Origin of the sequence: Cupriavidus cauae (genome assembly GCF_008632125.1) — a bacterium.
GTDB lineage: Bacteria > Pseudomonadota > Gammaproteobacteria > Burkholderiales > Burkholderiaceae > Cupriavidus > Cupriavidus cauae.
Window position 1 is genome coordinate 1 of the sequence record NZ_VWRN01000071.1, and the last position, 16,325, is coordinate 16,325.

16 protein-coding genes are annotated in these 16,325 nt (G+C 66.8%); 11 read left to right on the forward strand and 5 right to left on the reverse strand.

The window, feature by feature from the left end:
- Positions 1 to 18: 18 nt before the first annotated feature.
- The 3 genes from F1599_RS24000 to F1599_RS24010 are packed head-to-tail and all read right to left on the reverse strand — an operon-like array spanning position 19 to position 1,632.
- Complete coding sequence (locus F1599_RS24000; protein WP_223819858.1) at positions 19 to 666, reverse strand: DUF3106 domain-containing protein; 648 nt, start codon at positions 664 to 666, stop codon at positions 19 to 21.
- The gene (locus F1599_RS24005; protein ID WP_149319397.1) at positions 641 to 1,069 is read right to left on the reverse strand and encodes a DUF3619 family protein; all 429 of its coding nucleotides are present in this window, start codon (positions 1,067 to 1,069) and stop codon (positions 641 to 643) included. The genes F1599_RS24000 and F1599_RS24005 overlap by 26 nt, the downstream gene beginning before the upstream one ends.
- The gene (locus tag F1599_RS24010) at positions 1,066 to 1,632 is read right to left on the reverse strand and encodes an RNA polymerase sigma factor (protein WP_006577025.1); all 567 of its coding nucleotides are present in this window, start codon (positions 1,630 to 1,632) and stop codon (positions 1,066 to 1,068) included. The genes F1599_RS24005 and F1599_RS24010 overlap by 4 nt, the downstream gene beginning before the upstream one ends.
- Before the next feature lie 305 nt (positions 1,633 to 1,937).
- On the opposite strand from F1599_RS24010, the gene F1599_RS24015 reads away from it, so the two are divergent.
- The 7 genes from F1599_RS24015 to F1599_RS24045 all read left to right on the forward strand — a co-directional run bounded on the left by F1599_RS24015 (position 1,938) and on the right by F1599_RS24045 (position 9,713).
- Complete coding sequence (locus tag F1599_RS24015) at positions 1,938 to 3,701, forward strand: acetolactate synthase 3 catalytic subunit (RefSeq protein ID WP_149319396.1); 1,764 nt, start codon at positions 1,938 to 1,940, stop codon at positions 3,699 to 3,701.
- Entirely contained in the window at positions 3,701 to 4,192 is a 492-nt protein-coding gene (gene ilvN / locus F1599_RS24020; RefSeq protein ID WP_006577027.1) for an acetolactate synthase small subunit, read from the forward strand. The genes F1599_RS24015 and ilvN overlap by 1 nt, the downstream gene beginning before the upstream one ends.
- Before the next feature lie 35 nt (positions 4,193 to 4,227).
- Positions 4,228 to 5,334, forward strand: coding sequence for a ketol-acid reductoisomerase (ilvC, locus tag F1599_RS24025; protein WP_223819863.1), 1,107 nt, complete (start codon positions 4,228 to 4,230; stop codon positions 5,332 to 5,334).
- A 194-nt stretch (positions 5,335 to 5,528) separates the two neighbouring features.
- Positions 5,529 to 6,173: a phosphatidylserine decarboxylase gene (locus F1599_RS24030; RefSeq protein WP_149319395.1), complete on the forward strand. Its 645-nt coding sequence runs from the start codon at positions 5,529 to 5,531 to the stop codon at positions 6,171 to 6,173.
- Positions 6,174 to 6,198: 25 nt separating this feature from the next.
- Positions 6,199 to 7,086: a CDP-diacylglycerol--serine O-phosphatidyltransferase gene (gene pssA / locus F1599_RS24035; RefSeq protein ID WP_150084772.1), complete on the forward strand. Its 888-nt coding sequence runs from the start codon at positions 6,199 to 6,201 to the stop codon at positions 7,084 to 7,086.
- A gap of 213 nt (positions 7,087 to 7,299) precedes the next feature.
- A complete protein-coding gene (gene lysM / locus F1599_RS24040; RefSeq protein WP_149319393.1) occupies positions 7,300 to 7,806 on the forward strand; it encodes a peptidoglycan-binding protein LysM in 507 nt (168 codons plus the stop codon).
- 368 nt (positions 7,807 to 8,174) lie between these two features.
- Positions 8,175 to 9,713: a 2-isopropylmalate synthase gene (locus F1599_RS24045; RefSeq protein WP_006577032.1), complete on the forward strand. Its 1,539-nt coding sequence runs from the start codon at positions 8,175 to 8,177 to the stop codon at positions 9,711 to 9,713.
- Between the two features lie 163 nt (positions 9,714 to 9,876).
- Here F1599_RS24045 and F1599_RS24050 read toward each other — a convergent pair whose 3' ends face one another.
- Positions 9,877 to 10,401, reverse strand: coding sequence for a hypothetical protein (locus tag F1599_RS24050; RefSeq protein ID WP_149319392.1), 525 nt, complete (start codon positions 10,399 to 10,401; stop codon positions 9,877 to 9,879).
- Between the two features lie 130 nt (positions 10,402 to 10,531).
- Between F1599_RS24050 and F1599_RS24055 the strand changes: the two genes are divergently transcribed.
- The gene (locus tag F1599_RS24055; protein WP_150084773.1) at positions 10,532 to 11,779 is read left to right on the forward strand and encodes a branched-chain amino acid ABC transporter substrate-binding protein; all 1,248 of its coding nucleotides are present in this window, start codon (positions 10,532 to 10,534) and stop codon (positions 11,777 to 11,779) included.
- Between the two features lie 210 nt (positions 11,780 to 11,989).
- Positions 11,990 to 12,259 carry a 30S ribosomal protein S15 gene (gene rpsO / locus F1599_RS24060; protein WP_149319390.1) on the forward strand — a complete coding sequence of 90 codons (270 nt, stop codon included), beginning with the start codon at positions 11,990 to 11,992 and terminating at the stop codon, positions 12,257 to 12,259.
- Between the two features lie 315 nt (positions 12,260 to 12,574).
- Here the strand turns inward: rpsO and F1599_RS24065 are convergent, their stop codons facing one another.
- Positions 12,575 to 12,814, reverse strand: a complete 240-nt coding sequence (locus F1599_RS24065) for a hypothetical protein (protein WP_149319389.1) — start codon at positions 12,812 to 12,814, stop codon at positions 12,575 to 12,577.
- On the opposite strand from F1599_RS24065, the gene pnp reads away from it, so the two are divergent.
- Complete coding sequence (gene pnp / locus F1599_RS24070) at positions 12,813 to 14,984, forward strand: polyribonucleotide nucleotidyltransferase (protein WP_149319388.1); 2,172 nt, start codon at positions 12,813 to 12,815, stop codon at positions 14,982 to 14,984. The two genes, F1599_RS24065 and pnp, sit on opposite strands and share 2 nt — an antisense overlap.
- A gap of 213 nt (positions 14,985 to 15,197) precedes the next feature.
- Positions 15,198 to 16,202, forward strand: coding sequence for an NAD(P)H-quinone oxidoreductase (locus F1599_RS24075; protein WP_149319387.1), 1,005 nt, complete (start codon positions 15,198 to 15,200; stop codon positions 16,200 to 16,202).
- The last annotated feature ends 123 nt before the right edge of the window (positions 16,203 to 16,325 follow it).

Consider the following 16,325-nt stretch of genomic DNA (forward strand, 5'->3'; position numbering starts at 1 on the left):
TCTCTCCGCCGCCTTTACCTAGGCGGCGCTCGCCGCGTGGGGCGGCACCGCCCGCGCCGGCGTCGTCGTCGAAATCGGCGGCTTGCGGCTGGAGGGCAGCGCGCTGACCGCGCCGGGTCGCGGCGGCACCTTGGCGGCCTCGGCCAACTGGCGCTTCTGCGCTTCGGGCAGTTGCTGGTAGCGGTCCCAGGCCTCGGTCTTGCGCTCGACCGGCACGGTGCGATGGATCTGGAAGTTCTCGCGCGCCAGCCTGCGCTGCTCCGGCGTCAACTGCGCCCACTCGGTCATGCGCGCATGCACGCGCTGCTGCTCGGCCGGCGACAGTTCCTGGAAGCGGGCGGCGATGCGCAGCCATTTGCGGCGATGGACCTCGGTCAGCGTGTTCCACTGGCCGGCCAGCGGCGCGAGCACGCGCTGCTGGGCCGCCGTCAGCTCGGACCAGGCGGGGCGGGCCGTACGGACTGCCGCGCTGGTGGCCGCGCTGGTGCCCGGCCTGGCCGCCGGGCTCGAAGCCTTGGCCCCCGGCTCGACGGCATCGTGGGCATGCGCGGCGGGCGGCGTCAGGCACCACAGCACCATGGCGCCAAGGCCGGCGCCCAGCAGCAGCGCCAGGCCGCGGCGCGTGCGGATCCTCGCCGGCTTATTCGCCATGCTTGAGGAAGACATGGAAGCCCTCGTCCGCGTAGGCGGCGGGCGGCAGTTCGTCGAGCAACATGGCGGCGTCGACATCGGCGAGTTCCTCGATCCGCTGCTGCTGTTGCCATTGGTAGATGCCGGCGAGTCCGCCGGCCAGCGCGACCAGCGTCCATACCAGGCCGAGCCGGCGCACCCAGTCGCCCAGCGGCCGCATGGCGCGGCGAGCGTCGCCGTGCAGCGACGGGCCGGCCGCGGCAAGGCGGGGTGATGTTTGAGGCGCTTCGACGCGGCGGCGCGACAGCGCCACGCGGCGTGCGGCGGCCAGCCGGTCGGCGATGTCGGCCGGCACCTGGTGGGCGGAGGCGTCCAGCATGGCGGTGATCTGCCGGGCCAGGCGGCGTTGCTCGATCTCGGATGCGTTTCTGCTGTTCATAGTCGGAGTCCCCGGGCGCGCAGCGCCTGCGCCAGGGCATGCGTGGCGCGCGAACAGTGGGTCTTGACGCTGCCTTCGGAACATCCCATGGCAGCGGCCGTTTCCGCGACGTCCATATCCTCCCAGTAACGCAGCAGGAAGGCCTCCCGTTGACGGGTGGGCAGGCGCTGCACTTCTTCCTCGATGATGCGCATGGTCTGCACGCGCTCGAACCGGTCTGCGCTGCTCTCGGCGGCCTGCGAACCCGGCTCGCTCTCCAGCGCCTCGAGCAGGTCGGCGTCCTCGCCGTCGCGCTCGTCGCGCAGGTTCGAGAACAGCGTGACCCAGGTATTGCGCACCTTCTGGCGGCGAAACCAGTCGTGGATGGTGTTCTGCAGGATGCGCTGGAACAGCGGCGGCAACTCGGCCGGGCCGCGGTCGCCGTATTTTTCGGCCAGCTTGATCATCGCGTCCTGGACGATGTCCAGGGCCGCCTGTTCGTCCCGTACCGCGAATACCGCGTGCTTGAAGGCGCGGCGTTCGGCGCTGGCGAGAAAATCGGATAGTTCCTGTTCGGTTGCCATGCGGCGGGCAAGGGCGGCCGGCGCGCATGCCGCACCATGGCGGGGCGGCCGGCAGCCCGGAAATCAGCAAAATGCGCCGATGCTAGCAAATAACCGGGCGGCCGTGTCGCCCCGGCGACACGATACGAGACCATAGACCGTGCTGGTGCGATGCAGTATCATCGACGGTTCACGACATCAGTGGTTGTCTCATCTGGCCGCTTATGAGGCGGTCTCCCATGCAGACGCGCACCGCTTGAACCCGTGCCACAAGCCCGGCAGAGAGCATCCAAACAATTTTTTGCCGAAAATTGCAAAGGACTGACATGAACATGCCCAGCGCGGAATTCTCCCACGCCGACAGCAATTCATCCGCCGCACCCGAAATGATCGGGGCGGAAATCCTCGTCCACGCACTTGCCGAAGAAGGCGTCGAATACGTCTGGGGTTATCCCGGCGGCGCAGTGCTGTATATCTACGACGAGCTGTACAAGCAAAAGAAAATCGAGCACATCCTGGTGCGCCACGAGCAGGCCGCGGTCCACGCCGCGGACGGCTATGCGCGCGCGACCGGCAAGGTGGGCTGCGCGCTGGTGACCTCGGGTCCCGGCGTGACCAATGCCGTTACCGGCATCGCCACAGCCTATCTGGACTCCATTCCGATGGTCGTGATCACCGGCAACGTGCCGACCCACGCGATCGGCCAGGATGCCTTCCAGGAGTGCGACACCGTCGGCATCACGCGCCCGGTGGTCAAGCACAACTTCCTGGTCAAGGACGTGCGCGATCTGGCGGCGACGATCAAGAAGGCCTTCTATATCGCGGCGACCGGCCGTCCCGGCCCGGTGGTGGTCGACATCCCGAAGGACGTGTCGCGCAATGCCTGCCGCTACGAGTACCCGAAGGCGATCGACATGCGCTCGTACAACCCCGTCAACAAGGGGCATTCGGGCCAGATCCGCAAGGCATTGGCGCTGCTGCAGAGCGCCGAGCGGCCGCTGATCTATTCCGGCGGCGGCGTGGTGCTGGCCAATGCCAGCGACGAGCTGCGCCAGCTGGCCGCGCTGACCGGCCATCCGGTCACCAACACGCTGATGGGCCTGGGCGCGTTCCCCGGCACCAGCAAGCAGTTCGTCGGCATGCTAGGCATGCACGGCACCTACGAAGCCAACATGGCGATGCAGAACTGCGACGTGCTGATCGCCATCGGCGCGCGCTTCGACGACCGCGTGATCGGCAATCCGGCGCACTTCACCTCGCAGCCGCGCAAGATCATCCATATCGACATCGACCCCTCGTCGATCTCGAAGCGGGTCAAGGTCGACATCCCCATCGTCGGCAACGTCAAGGACGTGCTGCAGGAGCTGATCGCGCAGCTGCAGGCCAGCGACGTCAAGCCCCGCCGCGAGGCGCTGTCGCGCTGGTGGGAGCAGATCGAGCAATGGCGCTCGGTCGACTGCCTGAAGTACGACCGCAACTCCGAGATCATCAAGCCGCAGTACGTGATCGAGAAGATCTGGGAACTGACCGGCGGCGATGCCTTCATTTGCTCGGACGTCGGCCAGCACCAGATGTGGGCCGCGCAGTTCTACAAGTTCGACCAGCCGCGCCGCTGGATCAACTCGGGCGGCCTCGGCACGATGGGCGTGGGCCTGCCGTACGCGATGGGCATCAAGAAGGCGTTCCCGGACAAGGAGGTCGTCACCGTGACCGGTGAGGGCTCGATCCAGATGTGCATCCAGGAACTGTCGACCTGCCTGCAGTACGACACCCCGGTCAAGATCTGCGCGTTGAACAACCGCTATCTGGGCATGGTGCGCCAGTGGCAGGAGATCGAGTACGACAACCGCTACTCGCATTCCTACATGGACGCGCTGCCCGACTTCGTCAAGCTGGCCGAGGCCTATGGCCACATCGGCATGCGCATCGAGAAGACCGCCGACGTCGAGCCGGCGCTGCGCGAAGCCTTCCGCCTGAAGGACCGCACCGTGTTCCTGGACTTCCAGACCGACCCGACCGAAAACGTCTGGCCGATGGTGCAGGCGGGCAAGGGCATTTCGGAAATGCTGCTCGGCGCGGAGGACCTGTGATGCGACACATCATTTCGGTCCTGCTGGAGAACGAACCGGGTGCGCTGTCGCGCGTGGTCGGGCTGTTCTCGGCGCGCGGCTACAACATCGAGACGCTGACCGTGGCGCCCACCGAGGATGCCTCGCTGTCGCGGATGACGATCGTGACGACCGGCTCGGATGACGTGATCGAACAGATCACCAAGCATCTGAACCGGCTGGTCGAGGTGGTCAAGGTGGTCGACCTGACCGAGGGCGCGCATATCGAGCGCGAGCTGATGCTCGTCAAGGTGCGCGCGGTCGGCAAGGAGCGCGAGGAGATGAAACGCACCGCGGACATCTTCCGCGGCCGGGTCATCGACGTCACCGAGAAGACCTACACGATCGAGCTGACCGGCAACGGCAGCAAGCTCGATGCCTTCCTCGATGCGATCGATCGCAGCGCGATCCTGGAGACCGTCCGTACCGGCGGCTCGGGAATCGGCCGCGGCGAGCGCATCCTGAAGGTCTGACGCCGGTCTCTCGCGCGGCAACCCCACCACACCACATTGCAGTATCGACGGCGGCGCGCACGCGCCGACTACATGCGCGGCGCGTCGTCGACTCCCAACATCGGAAAAAGAGCGAAGGAATCATCATGAAAGTGTTTTACGACAAGGACGCCGACCTGTCCCTGATCAAGGGCAAGAACGTCACCATCATCGGCTACGGCTCGCAGGGTCACGCCCACGCGCTGAACCTGAACGACTCGGGCGTCAAGGTGACGGTCGGCCTGCGCAAGAACGGCGCGTCGTGGAACAAGGCCGTCAACGCCGGCCTGCAGGTCAAGGAAGTCGCCGAGGCGGTCAAGGACGCCGACGTGGTGATGATCCTGCTGCCGGACGAGCAGATCGCCGACGTCTACAAGAACGAAGTGCACGACAACATCAAGGAAGGCGCCGCGCTGGCCTTCGCCCACGGCTTCAACGTGCACTACGGCGCGGTGATCCCGCGCGCCGACCTCGACGTGATCATGATCGCGCCGAAGGCCCCGGGCCACACCGTGCGTTCGACCTACAGCCAGGGCGGCGGCGTGCCGCACCTGATCGCGGTGCACCAGAACAAGTCGGGCGCCGCCCGCGACATCGCGCTGTCGTATGCCACCGCCAACGGCGGCGGCCGTGCCGGCATCATCGAGACCAACTTCCGCGAAGAGACCGAGACCGACCTGTTCGGCGAGCAGGCCGTGCTGTGCGGCGGTACCGTCGAGCTGATCAAGGCCGGTTTCGAGACGCTGGTCGAAGCCGGCTACGCGCCCGAAATGGCCTACTTCGAGTGCCTGCACGAACTGAAGCTGATCGTCGACCTGATCTATGAGGGCGGCATCGCCAACATGAACTACTCGATCTCCAACAACGCCGAGTACGGCGAGTACGTGACCGGCCCGCGCGTCGTCACCGAGGAGACCAAGAAGGCCATGAAGCAGTGCCTGAAGGACATCCAGACCGGCGAATACGCCAAGAGCTTCCTGCTCGAGAACAAGGCCGGCGCCCCGACCCTGATCTCGCGCCGCCGCCTGACCGCCGAGCACCAGATCGAGGAAGTGGGTGCGAAGCTGCGCGCGATGATGCCCTGGATCGCCAAGAACAAGCTGGTCGACCAGTCGAAGAACTAAGCGTGCCGAACGCCGCGCCGCCGGGTTTGCCGGCCGGCGCGGCCTCAGCCCCGCAGCCGTTCAGCCTTCCGTCCCCCAGAGGCGGTGGCCATGGCCAGACCATGGTCCGCCGAGGGAAAACGGGCGAGGGCTGGGCGGCTTTTTGTTATCCTTGTCAGACTTGACTGACCTCCATTGACCTCTTTCCCACCTGCATGAACTATCCCCATCCGCTGATCGCCCGTGAAGGCTGGCCGTTTCTGGCCGGCGCTTTTGTCATTTCGCTGCTGGTGCATGCCAGCGCGGGATTCTGGTGGGCGCTGCCGTTCTGGATCGTCACGGTGTTCGTGCTGCAGTTCTTCCGCGATCCGCCGCGGCCGATTCCGACCCAGCCCAACGCGGTGCTGGCGCCGGCCGACGGACGCATCGTCGCGGTCGAGAAGACCCAGGATCCCTACGCCGGCCGCGAGGCGCTGAAGATCAGCGTGTTCATGAACGTCTTCAACGTGCATTCGAACCGCGTGTCGGTCGACGGCACCGTCGAGAAGATCGATTATTTCCCCGGCCAGTTCGTCAACGCCGACCTGGACAAGGCCTCGACCGAGAACGAGCGCAACGCGGTGGTGATCCGCCGCACCGGCGACGGCAAGGTCGTCACGCTGGTGCAGGTCGCCGGCCTGATCGCGCGGCGCATCCTGTGCTACACGCGCGTCGGCGACACGGTGGCGCGCGGCCAGCGCTACGGCTTCATCCGCTTCGGCTCGCGCGTCGACGTCTATCTGCCGCTGGACGCCCGGCCGCGCGTGACGATCGGCGAGAAGGTGTCGGCCTCGTCGACGGTCCTCGCCGAGCTGGATTGAGCCACGGCGATCGAGGAGATTCGGCATGGGTGCATTCAACCGGCGCAACAAGCGCGTGATCGGCGGCAACGTGACCCATCTGCGGCCGTTCCGCCATAACCAGATGCGGGGCGCGGAGATCGATCCGGTGGACGACGACGAGCTCGAGGTCGAATACGTGCGCCCGCGCCGGCGCGGCATCTACCTGCTGCCGAACGCCTTCACCACGGCGGCGCTGTTTGCCGGCTTCTTCGCCATCGTGCAGGCGATGAACATGCGCTTCGATGTCGCCGCGATCGCGATCTTCGCGGCGATGGTGCTCGACGGCATGGACGGCCGCGTGGCGCGCATCACCAATACGCAGAGCGCCTTCGGCGAGCAGTACGACTCGCTGTCGGACATGACCTCGTTCGGCGTCGCGCCGGCGCTGGTGATGTACGAATGGATCCTGAAGGACCTCGGCAAGTGGGGCTGGATCGCGGCCTTCGTCTATTGCACCTGCGCGGCGCTGCGGCTGGCGCGCTTCAACGCCAATATCGGCGTGGTCGACAAGCGCTTCTTCCAGGGCCTGCCGAGCCCCGCGGCGGCGGCGCTGGTGGCGGGCTTCGTCTGGCTGGCGATCGACAACAAGCTGCCGGTGCGCGAGCTGTGGATGCCATGGGTGGCGTTCACGATCACGCTGTACGCGGGGCTGTCGATGGTCACCAACGCGCCGTTCTACAGCGGCAAGGCGCTCGACGTGCGCCACCGCGTCTCCTTCGGCGTGATGATCCTGGTGATGGTGCTGTTCGTGGTGGTGTCGAGCGATCCGCCGGTGGCGCTGTTCGGGCTGTTCGTCGGCTATGCGATCTCCGGCTACGTGCTGTGGGGCTGGCGCGCGATGCACGGCGAGCAGGGCGGCGTGGCGCGTGCCCGGGCGGACGGCTCGGACTGACACCGTCCTCGCCGGAACCATGGCGGATGTCGATTTGATGAACGGGAAAGGCGCTTCGGCGCCTTTTTCGTTTTTGCGTTTCCTTGCGATTCCCCGCTTGTGATGTGCGTCCGATTCGCGGTATGTTGCCGTTGCGTCATGCCGCGAGGGCATGGCGGCCCGCCGCGTAGCCATGCCCGGCTACCGACTTGCCACTGACACAAGGAGAATCCCATGAGCGTGCTGGATTTCATCAAGGAAGCAGGCGAGAAGCTGTTCGGCCGCGAAGCCAAGGCCGCCGAGCCGGCCCAGGCCGCGCCCGCCGCGGATGCCGCGCAGAAGGCCGAGGCGGCCAACCGCACCGCCGGCGAAGCGATCGAAAACTACATCCGCAAGATGGGTCTCGATGCGACCGGGTTGTCGGTGCAGGTCGACGGCGCCCAAGGCAAGGTCACGGTATTTGGTGTCGCGCCGGACCAGGCCACGCGCGAGAAGATCATCCTGTGCTGCGGCAACGTCGAGGGCGTCCAGCAGGTCGAGGACAAGATGTCGGTCAACGTCGAGTCCGAATCGGCCCAGTGGCACACCGTGGCCAAGGGCGACACGCTGTCGGCGATCGCGCAGAAGTACTACGGCAAGGCCTCCGCCTACAACGCGATCTTCGAGGCCAACCGGCCGATGCTGTCGCATCCGGACAAGATCTATCCGGGCCAGAAGCTGCGCATTCCGCCGCAGGCCTGATGCTCCTGCCGCGGCCCCGCATCGCGCGGGGCAGGCCGGCGCGCGGCCGCTGGGGAAAACCCGCGTGTTGCGCGCCGTTGCCATCTCGGCTATATTCGCTGCCATGATTTCGCGCCAAGCCCGACTCGCCCGTACCCTGCTAGGTAGCCTACTAGGCAGCCAGGTCGGGACGCGCGCGCGCTGAGGAAGCGATACCTTAACGCGAAGTCGCACAGGATTTATCCACGCCCCGGCCTGCATCCCTGCACGCCGGGGCGTTTTGCATTGTGCCGCAGCGATCGGCGACGATGCGAACAGCCGGCAGCGGGGCACCCGGAACAGAAACCGCCGAAACCCGTTCGAGCACTTATCCCCCAGGAGCGTTTTCCATGTCGGACAAACTGATCATTTTCGATACCACCTTGCGCGACGGCGAGCAGTCGCCCGGCGCCTCGATGACGCGCGAGGAGAAGATCCGCATCGCGCGCCAGCTCGAGCGCCTGAAGGTCGATGTGATCGAGGCCGGCTTCGCCGCCAGCTCGAACGGCGACTTCGAGGCGATCCGCGCGATCGCGCAGACCGTCAAGGACTCGACCATCTGCTCGCTGGCCCGCGCCAACGACAAGGACATCGCCCGCGCCGCCGAGGCGCTCAAGCCCGCCAACTCCTTCCGCATCCATACCTTCATCGCCACCTCGGCGCTGCATATGGAAAAGAAGCTGCGCATGACGCCGGACCAGGTCTACGAGCAGGCGCGCCTGGCGGTGCGTTTCGCGCGCCAGTTCACCGACGACATCGAGTTCTCGCCGGAAGACGGCAGCCGCTCCGACATGGACTTCCTGTGCCGCGTGCTCGAGGCCGTGATCGACGAGGGCGCGACCACGATCAACCTGCCGGACACGGTCGGTTATGCGGTGCCCGAAGGCTATGCCGCGCTGATCCGCTCGGTACGCGAACGCATTCCGAATTCGGACAAGGCGGTGTGGTCGGTGCACTGCCATAACGACCTGGGCATGGCGGTGGCGAACTCGCTGGCCGCGGTCAAGCTCGGCGGCGCGCGCCAGATCGAATGCACGATCAACGGCCTGGGCGAGCGCGCCGGCAACACCAGCCTCGAAGAGGTGGTGATGGCGGTCAAGACGCGGCGCGACTACTTCAATCTGGATGTGGGCGTCGATACCACGCAGATCGTGCCGGCGTCGAAGCTGGTCTCGCAGATCACCGGCTTCGTGGTGCAGCCGAACAAGGCCGTGGTCGGCGCCAACGCCTTTGCGCACGCCTCCGGCATCCACCAGGACGGCGTGCTGAAGGCGCGCGACACCTACGAGATCATGCGGGCCGAAGACGTGGGCTGGACCGCGAACAAGATCGTGCTGGGCAAGCTGTCGGGCCGCAACGCGTTCAAGCAGCGCCTGCAGGAACTCGGCATCGAGCTCGACAGCGAGAGCGAGGTCAATGCCGCCTTCGCGCGCTTCAAGGAGCTGGCCGACCAGAAGGCCGAGATCTTCGACGAGGACATCATGGCCATCGTCTCGGACGAGGCCCATGACGCCAACGAGCACTATCGCTTCATCTCGCTGTCGCAGCGCTCGGAAACCGGCGAGCGGCCGCATGCACGCGTGGTGTTCAACATGGACGGGCAGGAGTACACCGGCGAAGGCGAGGGCAACGGCCCGGTCGATGCCACGCTGCACGCGATCGAAGGCAAGGTGAACAGCGGCGCCGAGCTGGTGCTGTATTCGGTCAACGCGATCACCACCGGCACGCAGGCACAGGGCGAGGTCACGGTGCGGCTGTCGAAGGCCGGCCGCATCGTCAACGGCGTGGGCACCGATCCGGACATCGTCGCGGCCTCGGCCAAGGCCTATCTGGCCGCGCTGAACAAGCTGCACGACAAGGCGGTGCAGAAGATCAATCCGCAGATCTGATCGCGTCGCCTGCGGGCGCGCCGGACCGCAACGCCGGTCGTTCGCGAGCATGGCTCGCGGACGCCCGGCGTTTTTTTCATGGGCGCCGGCCCAGGCCTGAAACGTGTGGTCCCGCGCCGGCCATCCCTTTCGCAGGTTTCGCTGTCCGCGCCGTGAGCGCTACCTAGCGGATCGTTTCGCGCGGATCGGCCAGCGGATCGGGCGTGATCTGGGTCTGCCGCAGCACGCCGGCGTCGTCGAAATAGAAGTGGAACAGCGACGGCCAGTTCTCCTCGTGCAGGAAGCGGTACGACCAGACATCGCGGCGCATCAGCGGAAAATACTGCGTCGGCTCGCGCGGCAGGCCGAAATGCTCGGCGACGTCGCGCTTGGTCCAGGTGCCGATCCGCGCCTTGTACAGCTCCGTGGTGGTCAGCATCTGGCGGAAGCGCGTCAGCTTGCCGCCGGTATCGAAGTCGGCCGCATAGGCCTGGCGCCCGAGCGGCTGCTTCGAATAGATCCAGCGCACGGTGCCGTCGTCGAGCCGGTAGATGTCGGTGGGCTCGCCGAAGGTCGCGCGTACCGTGCTCTCGGGCGCGCCGATCAGCTTCTGCGCCTCCTGTACCGGCTGCAGGTAAACGCACGCCGTCAACAGGGCGCCGCAGGTGCCGAGCGCCAGCCAGCGGCCAATGCTTTCCAGTGCTTTCATTGCGATCCTCGATCCTTTATTGCAACGGATAGCGGCAGTGTAGCGCCGCAGGCGCCGCATCGCACCGCCGGCGCGATTGCAAGGCGGTGAGCGCTGGCTTACCATGCTGCGCTTTCGCGGAGGTTGTTCGATGGTTGGGAAGGGGTGGCTGGGGGCTTGCCTGTTGGCCCTGGCGGCGGGTGCCGCGTCGGCGCAGGAGCCGATCCGGCTCGGCATGATCGACGGGCTGTCCGGCCCGTTCGCCAATGCCGGCGAGGCGGTGGTGCGCAATCTTCGGCTCGCCATCGACCGGGTCAACGCCCGCGGCGGCGTGCGCACCGCGGAAGGGCAGCGCCCGCTGGAGCTCGTCACCTTCGACAGCAAGGGCAATGTCGACGAGAGCCTGATCCAGTTCCGCGCGCTGCTGGACCGCCGCATCCCCTTCGTGCTGCAGGGGAACAGCTCCGCGGTCGCCGCCGCGCTGGTCGGCGCGGTGAACCGCCACAACGCGCGCCAGCCCGATGCGCGCGTGCTGTTCATGAACTATTCGGCGGTCGATCCGGCCCTGACCAACGAGAACTGCAGCTTCTGGCATTTCCGCTTCGATGCCGGCGCCGACATGCGGATGGAGGCGCTGACCGAGGTCATCCGCGCCGACGCCAGCGTGCGCCGCGTCTACCTGATCGCGCAGGACTACAGCTTCGGCCACCAGGTCTCGCGGCTGGCGCGCGACATGCTGGCGGCCAAGCGCCCCGATGTGAAGATCGTCGGCGACGAGTTCCACCCGATCGGCAAGATCAAGGACTTCGCGCCGTATATCGCCAAGATCAAGGCCAGCGGTGCCGACGCGGTGATCACCGGCAACTGGGGCAACGACCTGACGCTGATGGTCAAGGCGGCGCGCGAGGGCGGCCTCGGCGCCAAGTTCTACACCTTCTACGGCAATGGCCTGGGCGCCCCGGCGGCGATGGGCGAGGCCGGCGTGGGCCGGGTGCTGGCAGTGGCGGAATGGCATCCGAACGTGGGCGGCGCCGCCTCCGATGCCTTCTATCAGGCCTTCCGCAGCCGCTATCCCGAGCCGAAGGACGACTACGTGCATCTGCGCATGCAGATGATGGTCGAGATGCTGGCGCGCGCGATCGAGCAGGCCGGGTCCACCGATGCGGTCAAGGTCGCGCGGGCGCTGGAGGGCATGCGCTACGTCAACGACTTCCATGACGCCACCGTGCGCGCGGACGACCACCAAGTGCTGCAGCCGCTCTATGTGTCGATGATGGAGCGCCAGGGCGGCGAGGTGCGCTTCGACAACGAGGGGTCGGGATTCGGCTTCCGCACGGTCAAGCGGCTGAAGTCGGCGCAGACCACGCGCGCTACCACCTGCAAGATGGAGCGCCCCTAGGTATCTGCCCGCCGGTATTGGAAGGGCACGGGCAGGCGGTTTTGCCCGGCCACCCCAGTTGCGCTATAATGCGCGGCTGTCGTTCAGGCGGCACTCGCGGTAACGCGGGCGCGCCAGGCGGCAATGCAGTGTGCGGCGCAAGCCGCACGTTTATCCCGCACGACGATCGCGGCCCTGGCGCTGCGACGTTCGCAAGTGAAAGGAAACATCATGTCCGTAGCCGATATCAACAAGTCCGAAGTCATCAAGCAGTTCGCCCGCGGCGCCAACGACACCGGCAGCCCCGAAGTCCAGGTCGCTCTGCTGACCACGCGCATCAACGAACTGACCCCCCACTTCAAGGCCAACATGAAGGATCACCACAGCCGCCGCGGTCTGCTGCGCATGGTGAGCCGCCGTCGCCGCCTGCTGGACTACCTGAAGTCGAACGACGCCGATCGTTATCGCGCGCTGATCGAGAAGCTGGGCCTGCGCAAGTAAATTGCGCCAGGCTGCTCGGATCGGGGAAGGGAAGAGGATGGCGATGCCGATGCCGGCATGGTCGGCACTGTCGGTCCTCGCACCGCACGCCCCGGCGTGACGCCAGGATGCCTGCGTCAGCTCTGCTGATGCAGGCATTTTGTTTTTTGCGGCGGCGAATCGGCCGTGGCGGCAAATGCCGCGAAGCCGAATGACGCCGCGGGCGGCCGGCTTGACCGGGCGCCGTTGCCGTTGCGCCACGATGCGCAACGGAGTAAGTTAATTCGTTCTTTTCATTCATGACACCGGAGTCCGGCAAGGAAACAGGGCCTTGTGTCATTCCAGCGCCTCATCGAATATCGGCAGCGATCGTTTCACCTTGATCGCTGCGCGTCGATCGTCGTGCATCGATGCCGCGGCGGCGACCGCGGTGACGCGCTGGAATGGCATAGCACTTCCCTGCGACCGCGCCTGACAGCGATCCGGCAGCAATGCCCGCGGCTGCATCACGCGGGCGCCGGCACGCCGGCGGGCCCGATGGCCCGTCGCCGTGCAAGCACACAGGGGAACGCTCATGTCCATGTTCAATAAGGTCGTCAAGCAATTCCAGTGGGGCCAGCATACGGTCCGCATGGAAACCGGCGAAATCGCCCGCCAGGCCGGCGGCGCGGTGCTCGTCGATGTCGAGGACACCGTGGTGCTCGCCACCGTGGTGGCCGCCAAGCAGCCCAAGCCGGGCCAGGATTTCTTCCCGCTGACGGTCGACTACATCGAGAAGACCTATGCCGCCGGCAAGATCCCGGGCGGCTTCTTCAAGCGCGAAGGCCGTCCGTCGGAGAACGAGACGCTGACCTCGCGCCTGATCGACCGTCCGCTGCGTCCGCTGTTTCCGGAAGGCTTCTATAACGACGTGCAGGTGGTGATCCACGTCGTCTCGCTGAACCCCGAAGTGCCGGCCGATATCCCGGCGCTGATCGGCGCCTCGGCCGCGCTGGCGGTCTCTGGCATTCCGTTCAACGGCCCGGTCGGCGCCGCCCGCGTCGGCTACCAGAACGGCCAGTACCTGCTGAACCCGACCCGCAGCCAGCTGGCCAGCTCGGACCTCGACCTGGTCGTTGCCGGCACCGAGCGTGCCGTGCTGATGGTCGAATCGGAAGCCAACCAGCTGTCCGAGGACGTGATGCTGGGCGCCGTGGTCTACGGCCACGAGCAGATGCAGGTCGCGATCAACGCGATCCACGAGCTGGTGCGCGAAGGGGGCAAGCCCGAGTGGAACTGGGCGCCGGCGCCCAAGAACGAGGCGCTGATCGCCAAGGTTGCCGAGGTCGGTTCGCCGCTGCTGCAGGAGGCCTATCAGATCCGCCAGAAGTCGGCGCGTTCGCAGAAGGTCAAGGAAGCCTACGCCGCGGTCGAGGCCCGTCTGGCCGAAGCCGGCGTCGAGTTCGACAAGGTCGAGGTCGGCAACATCCTGTTCGATCTGGAAGCCAAGATCGTCCGTGGCCAGGTGCTGGCCGGCGAGCCGCGCATCGACGGCCGCGACACGCGCACCGTGCGCCCGATCGAGATCCGCTCGTCGGTGCTGCCGCGCGCGCACGGCTCGGCGCTGTTCACCCGCGGCGAGACGCAGGCGCTGGTGGTGGCCACGCTGGGCACCAAGAGCGATGAGCAGATCATCGACGCGCTGGCCGGCGAATACCGCGACCGCTTCATGCTCCACTACAACATGCCCCCGTTCGCCACCGGCGAAACGGGCCGCGTCGGTTCGCCCAAGCGCCGCGAGATCGGCCACGGCCGTCTGGCCAAGCGCGCGCTGATTCCGGTGCTGCCAGCCGAGGACGAGTTCGCCTACACGATCCGCCTGGTCTCGGAAATCACCGAGTCGAACGGCTCGTCGTCGATGGCTTCGGTCTGCGGCGGCTGCCTGGCGCTGATGGACGCCGGCGTTCCGGTCAAGGCGCACGTGGCCGGCGTGGCCATGGGCCTGATTCTGGAAGGCAACAAGTTTGCCGTGCTGACCGACATCCTGGGCGACGAGGACCACCTCGGCGACATGGACTTCAAGGTGGCGGGTACCGACAACGGCATCACCGCGCTGCAGATGGACATCAAGGTCCAGGGCATCACCAAGGAGATCATGCAGGTCGCGCTGGCGCAGGCCAAGGAAGGCCGCCTGCATATCCTGTCGAAGATGCAGGAAGCGATGGGCCATGCGCGCACCGAACTGTCGGAGCACGCGCCGCGCATGATCACGATGAAGATCCATCCGGACAAGATCCGCGAGGTCATCGGCAAGGGCGGCTCGACCATCCAGGCGCTGACCAAGGAAACCGGCACGACCATCGACATCCAGGAAGACGGCACGATCACGATCGCGTCGACCTCGACCGAGGGCATGGCCGAGGCCAAGCGCCGCATCGAGGGCATCACCGCGGAAGCCGAAGTGGGCAAGATCTACAACGGCACCGTGCTGAAGCTGCTGGACTTCGGCGCCATCGTCAACATCCTGCCGGGCAAGGACGGTCTGCTGCATATCTCGGAGATCGTCAACGAGCGCGTCAAGGACATCAAGGACTGGCTGAAGGAAGGCCAGCAGGTCCGCGTCAAGCTGATCCAGGCCGACGAGAAGGGCCGCCTGCGTCTGTCGCTGAAGGCGGCGATGGCCGAGGAGGGCGGTTCGATCGCGCCGCTGGCCAACGCGGAAGCGCCGGCAGCGCCGGCCGAACCGACGGGCGGCGAGCAGCAGTAAGCCGGTCCGGAGCCGCCGTGCCCGCACAAGCGGGGCGACGGTTTCTCGGTCGGACGCAATGCGTGTGGAAAAACGGCTGGGCGATGCCCGGCCGTTTTTTTGTTTACACTGCCGCCAGTCCCTCAGGGCAGGCGCGATCGTTCGCGCTTTCTTTTTTCCCTTTCCGCATCCCTACCGCGCGCCAGGCGCGGTTTCAGTTTTCAAGGAGCCAGCATGCAAGCCATCGAGATCCGCGAATACGGCGGCCCCGACGTGTTGCAGCCGACCGAGCGCCCCGATCCGGCGCCCGGTCCCGGTGAAGTCCTGATCCGCGTTGCCGCGGCCGGCGTCAATCGGCCCGACGTGTTCCAGCGTACCGGCAACTATCCGGTGCCGCCGGGGGCCTCCGATCTGCCCGGTCTCGAGGTCGCGGGCGAGATCGTCGGCGGCGATCTGTCGCATCCGGACAATCGCTTCGGCCTGAAGGTCGGCGACCGCGTGTGCGCGCTGGTGCAGGGCGGCGGCTACGCGCAGCTGTGCACCGCGCCGCTGGCGCAGTGCCTGCCGGTGCCGCAGGGCCTGAGCGATATCGAGGCCGCGGCCTTGCCCGAGACCTTCTTCACGGTGTGGAGCAATGTGTTCGACCGCGGCTATCTTGGACGCGGCCCGCGCGGCAAGGACGAGACGCTGCTGATCCAGGGCGGTTCGAGCGGTATCGGTACCACCGCGATCCAGATCGCCAAGGCGCTCGGCCACAAGGTCTTCGTCACCGCCGGCAGCGACGAGAAGTGCCGTGCCTGCGAGGCACTCGGCGCCGACCGCGCGATCAACTACAAGACGCAGGACTTCGCCGCCGAGGTCAAGACGCTGACCGGCGGCCGCGGTGTCGACGTGATCCTCGACATGGTGGCCGGGCCGTATCTGGCGCGCGAGCTGTCGTGCATCGCCGACGATGGCCGCATCGTCATCATCGCGCTGCTCGGCGGTGCCAAGGCGGAGATTCCGCTCGGCGACATCCTGCGCCGCCGCATCACCGTCACCGGCTCCACGCTGCGGCCGCGCCCGGCCTCGTTCAAGGGCGAGATCGCCCGCGCGCTGCACGAGCAGGTGTGGCCGCTGCTGGCCGACGGCAGCATCAAGCCGGTGATCCACCAGGTGTTCCCGGCCGCGCAGGCCGCCGACGCCCATCGTCTGATGGAGTCGAGCGAGCATGTCGGCAAGATCGTGCTGACCTGGTAACGGGTGGCCGGGCCGGGCCCGGCTCGGCTCGGCGCGGCCATCGGGCCGGGCTGATGGACTGGACGGCGCTGGGCGGGACCGTGCAGGACCGGGCCGATGGCTTGGGCGGGGTTGGGCTGGCCT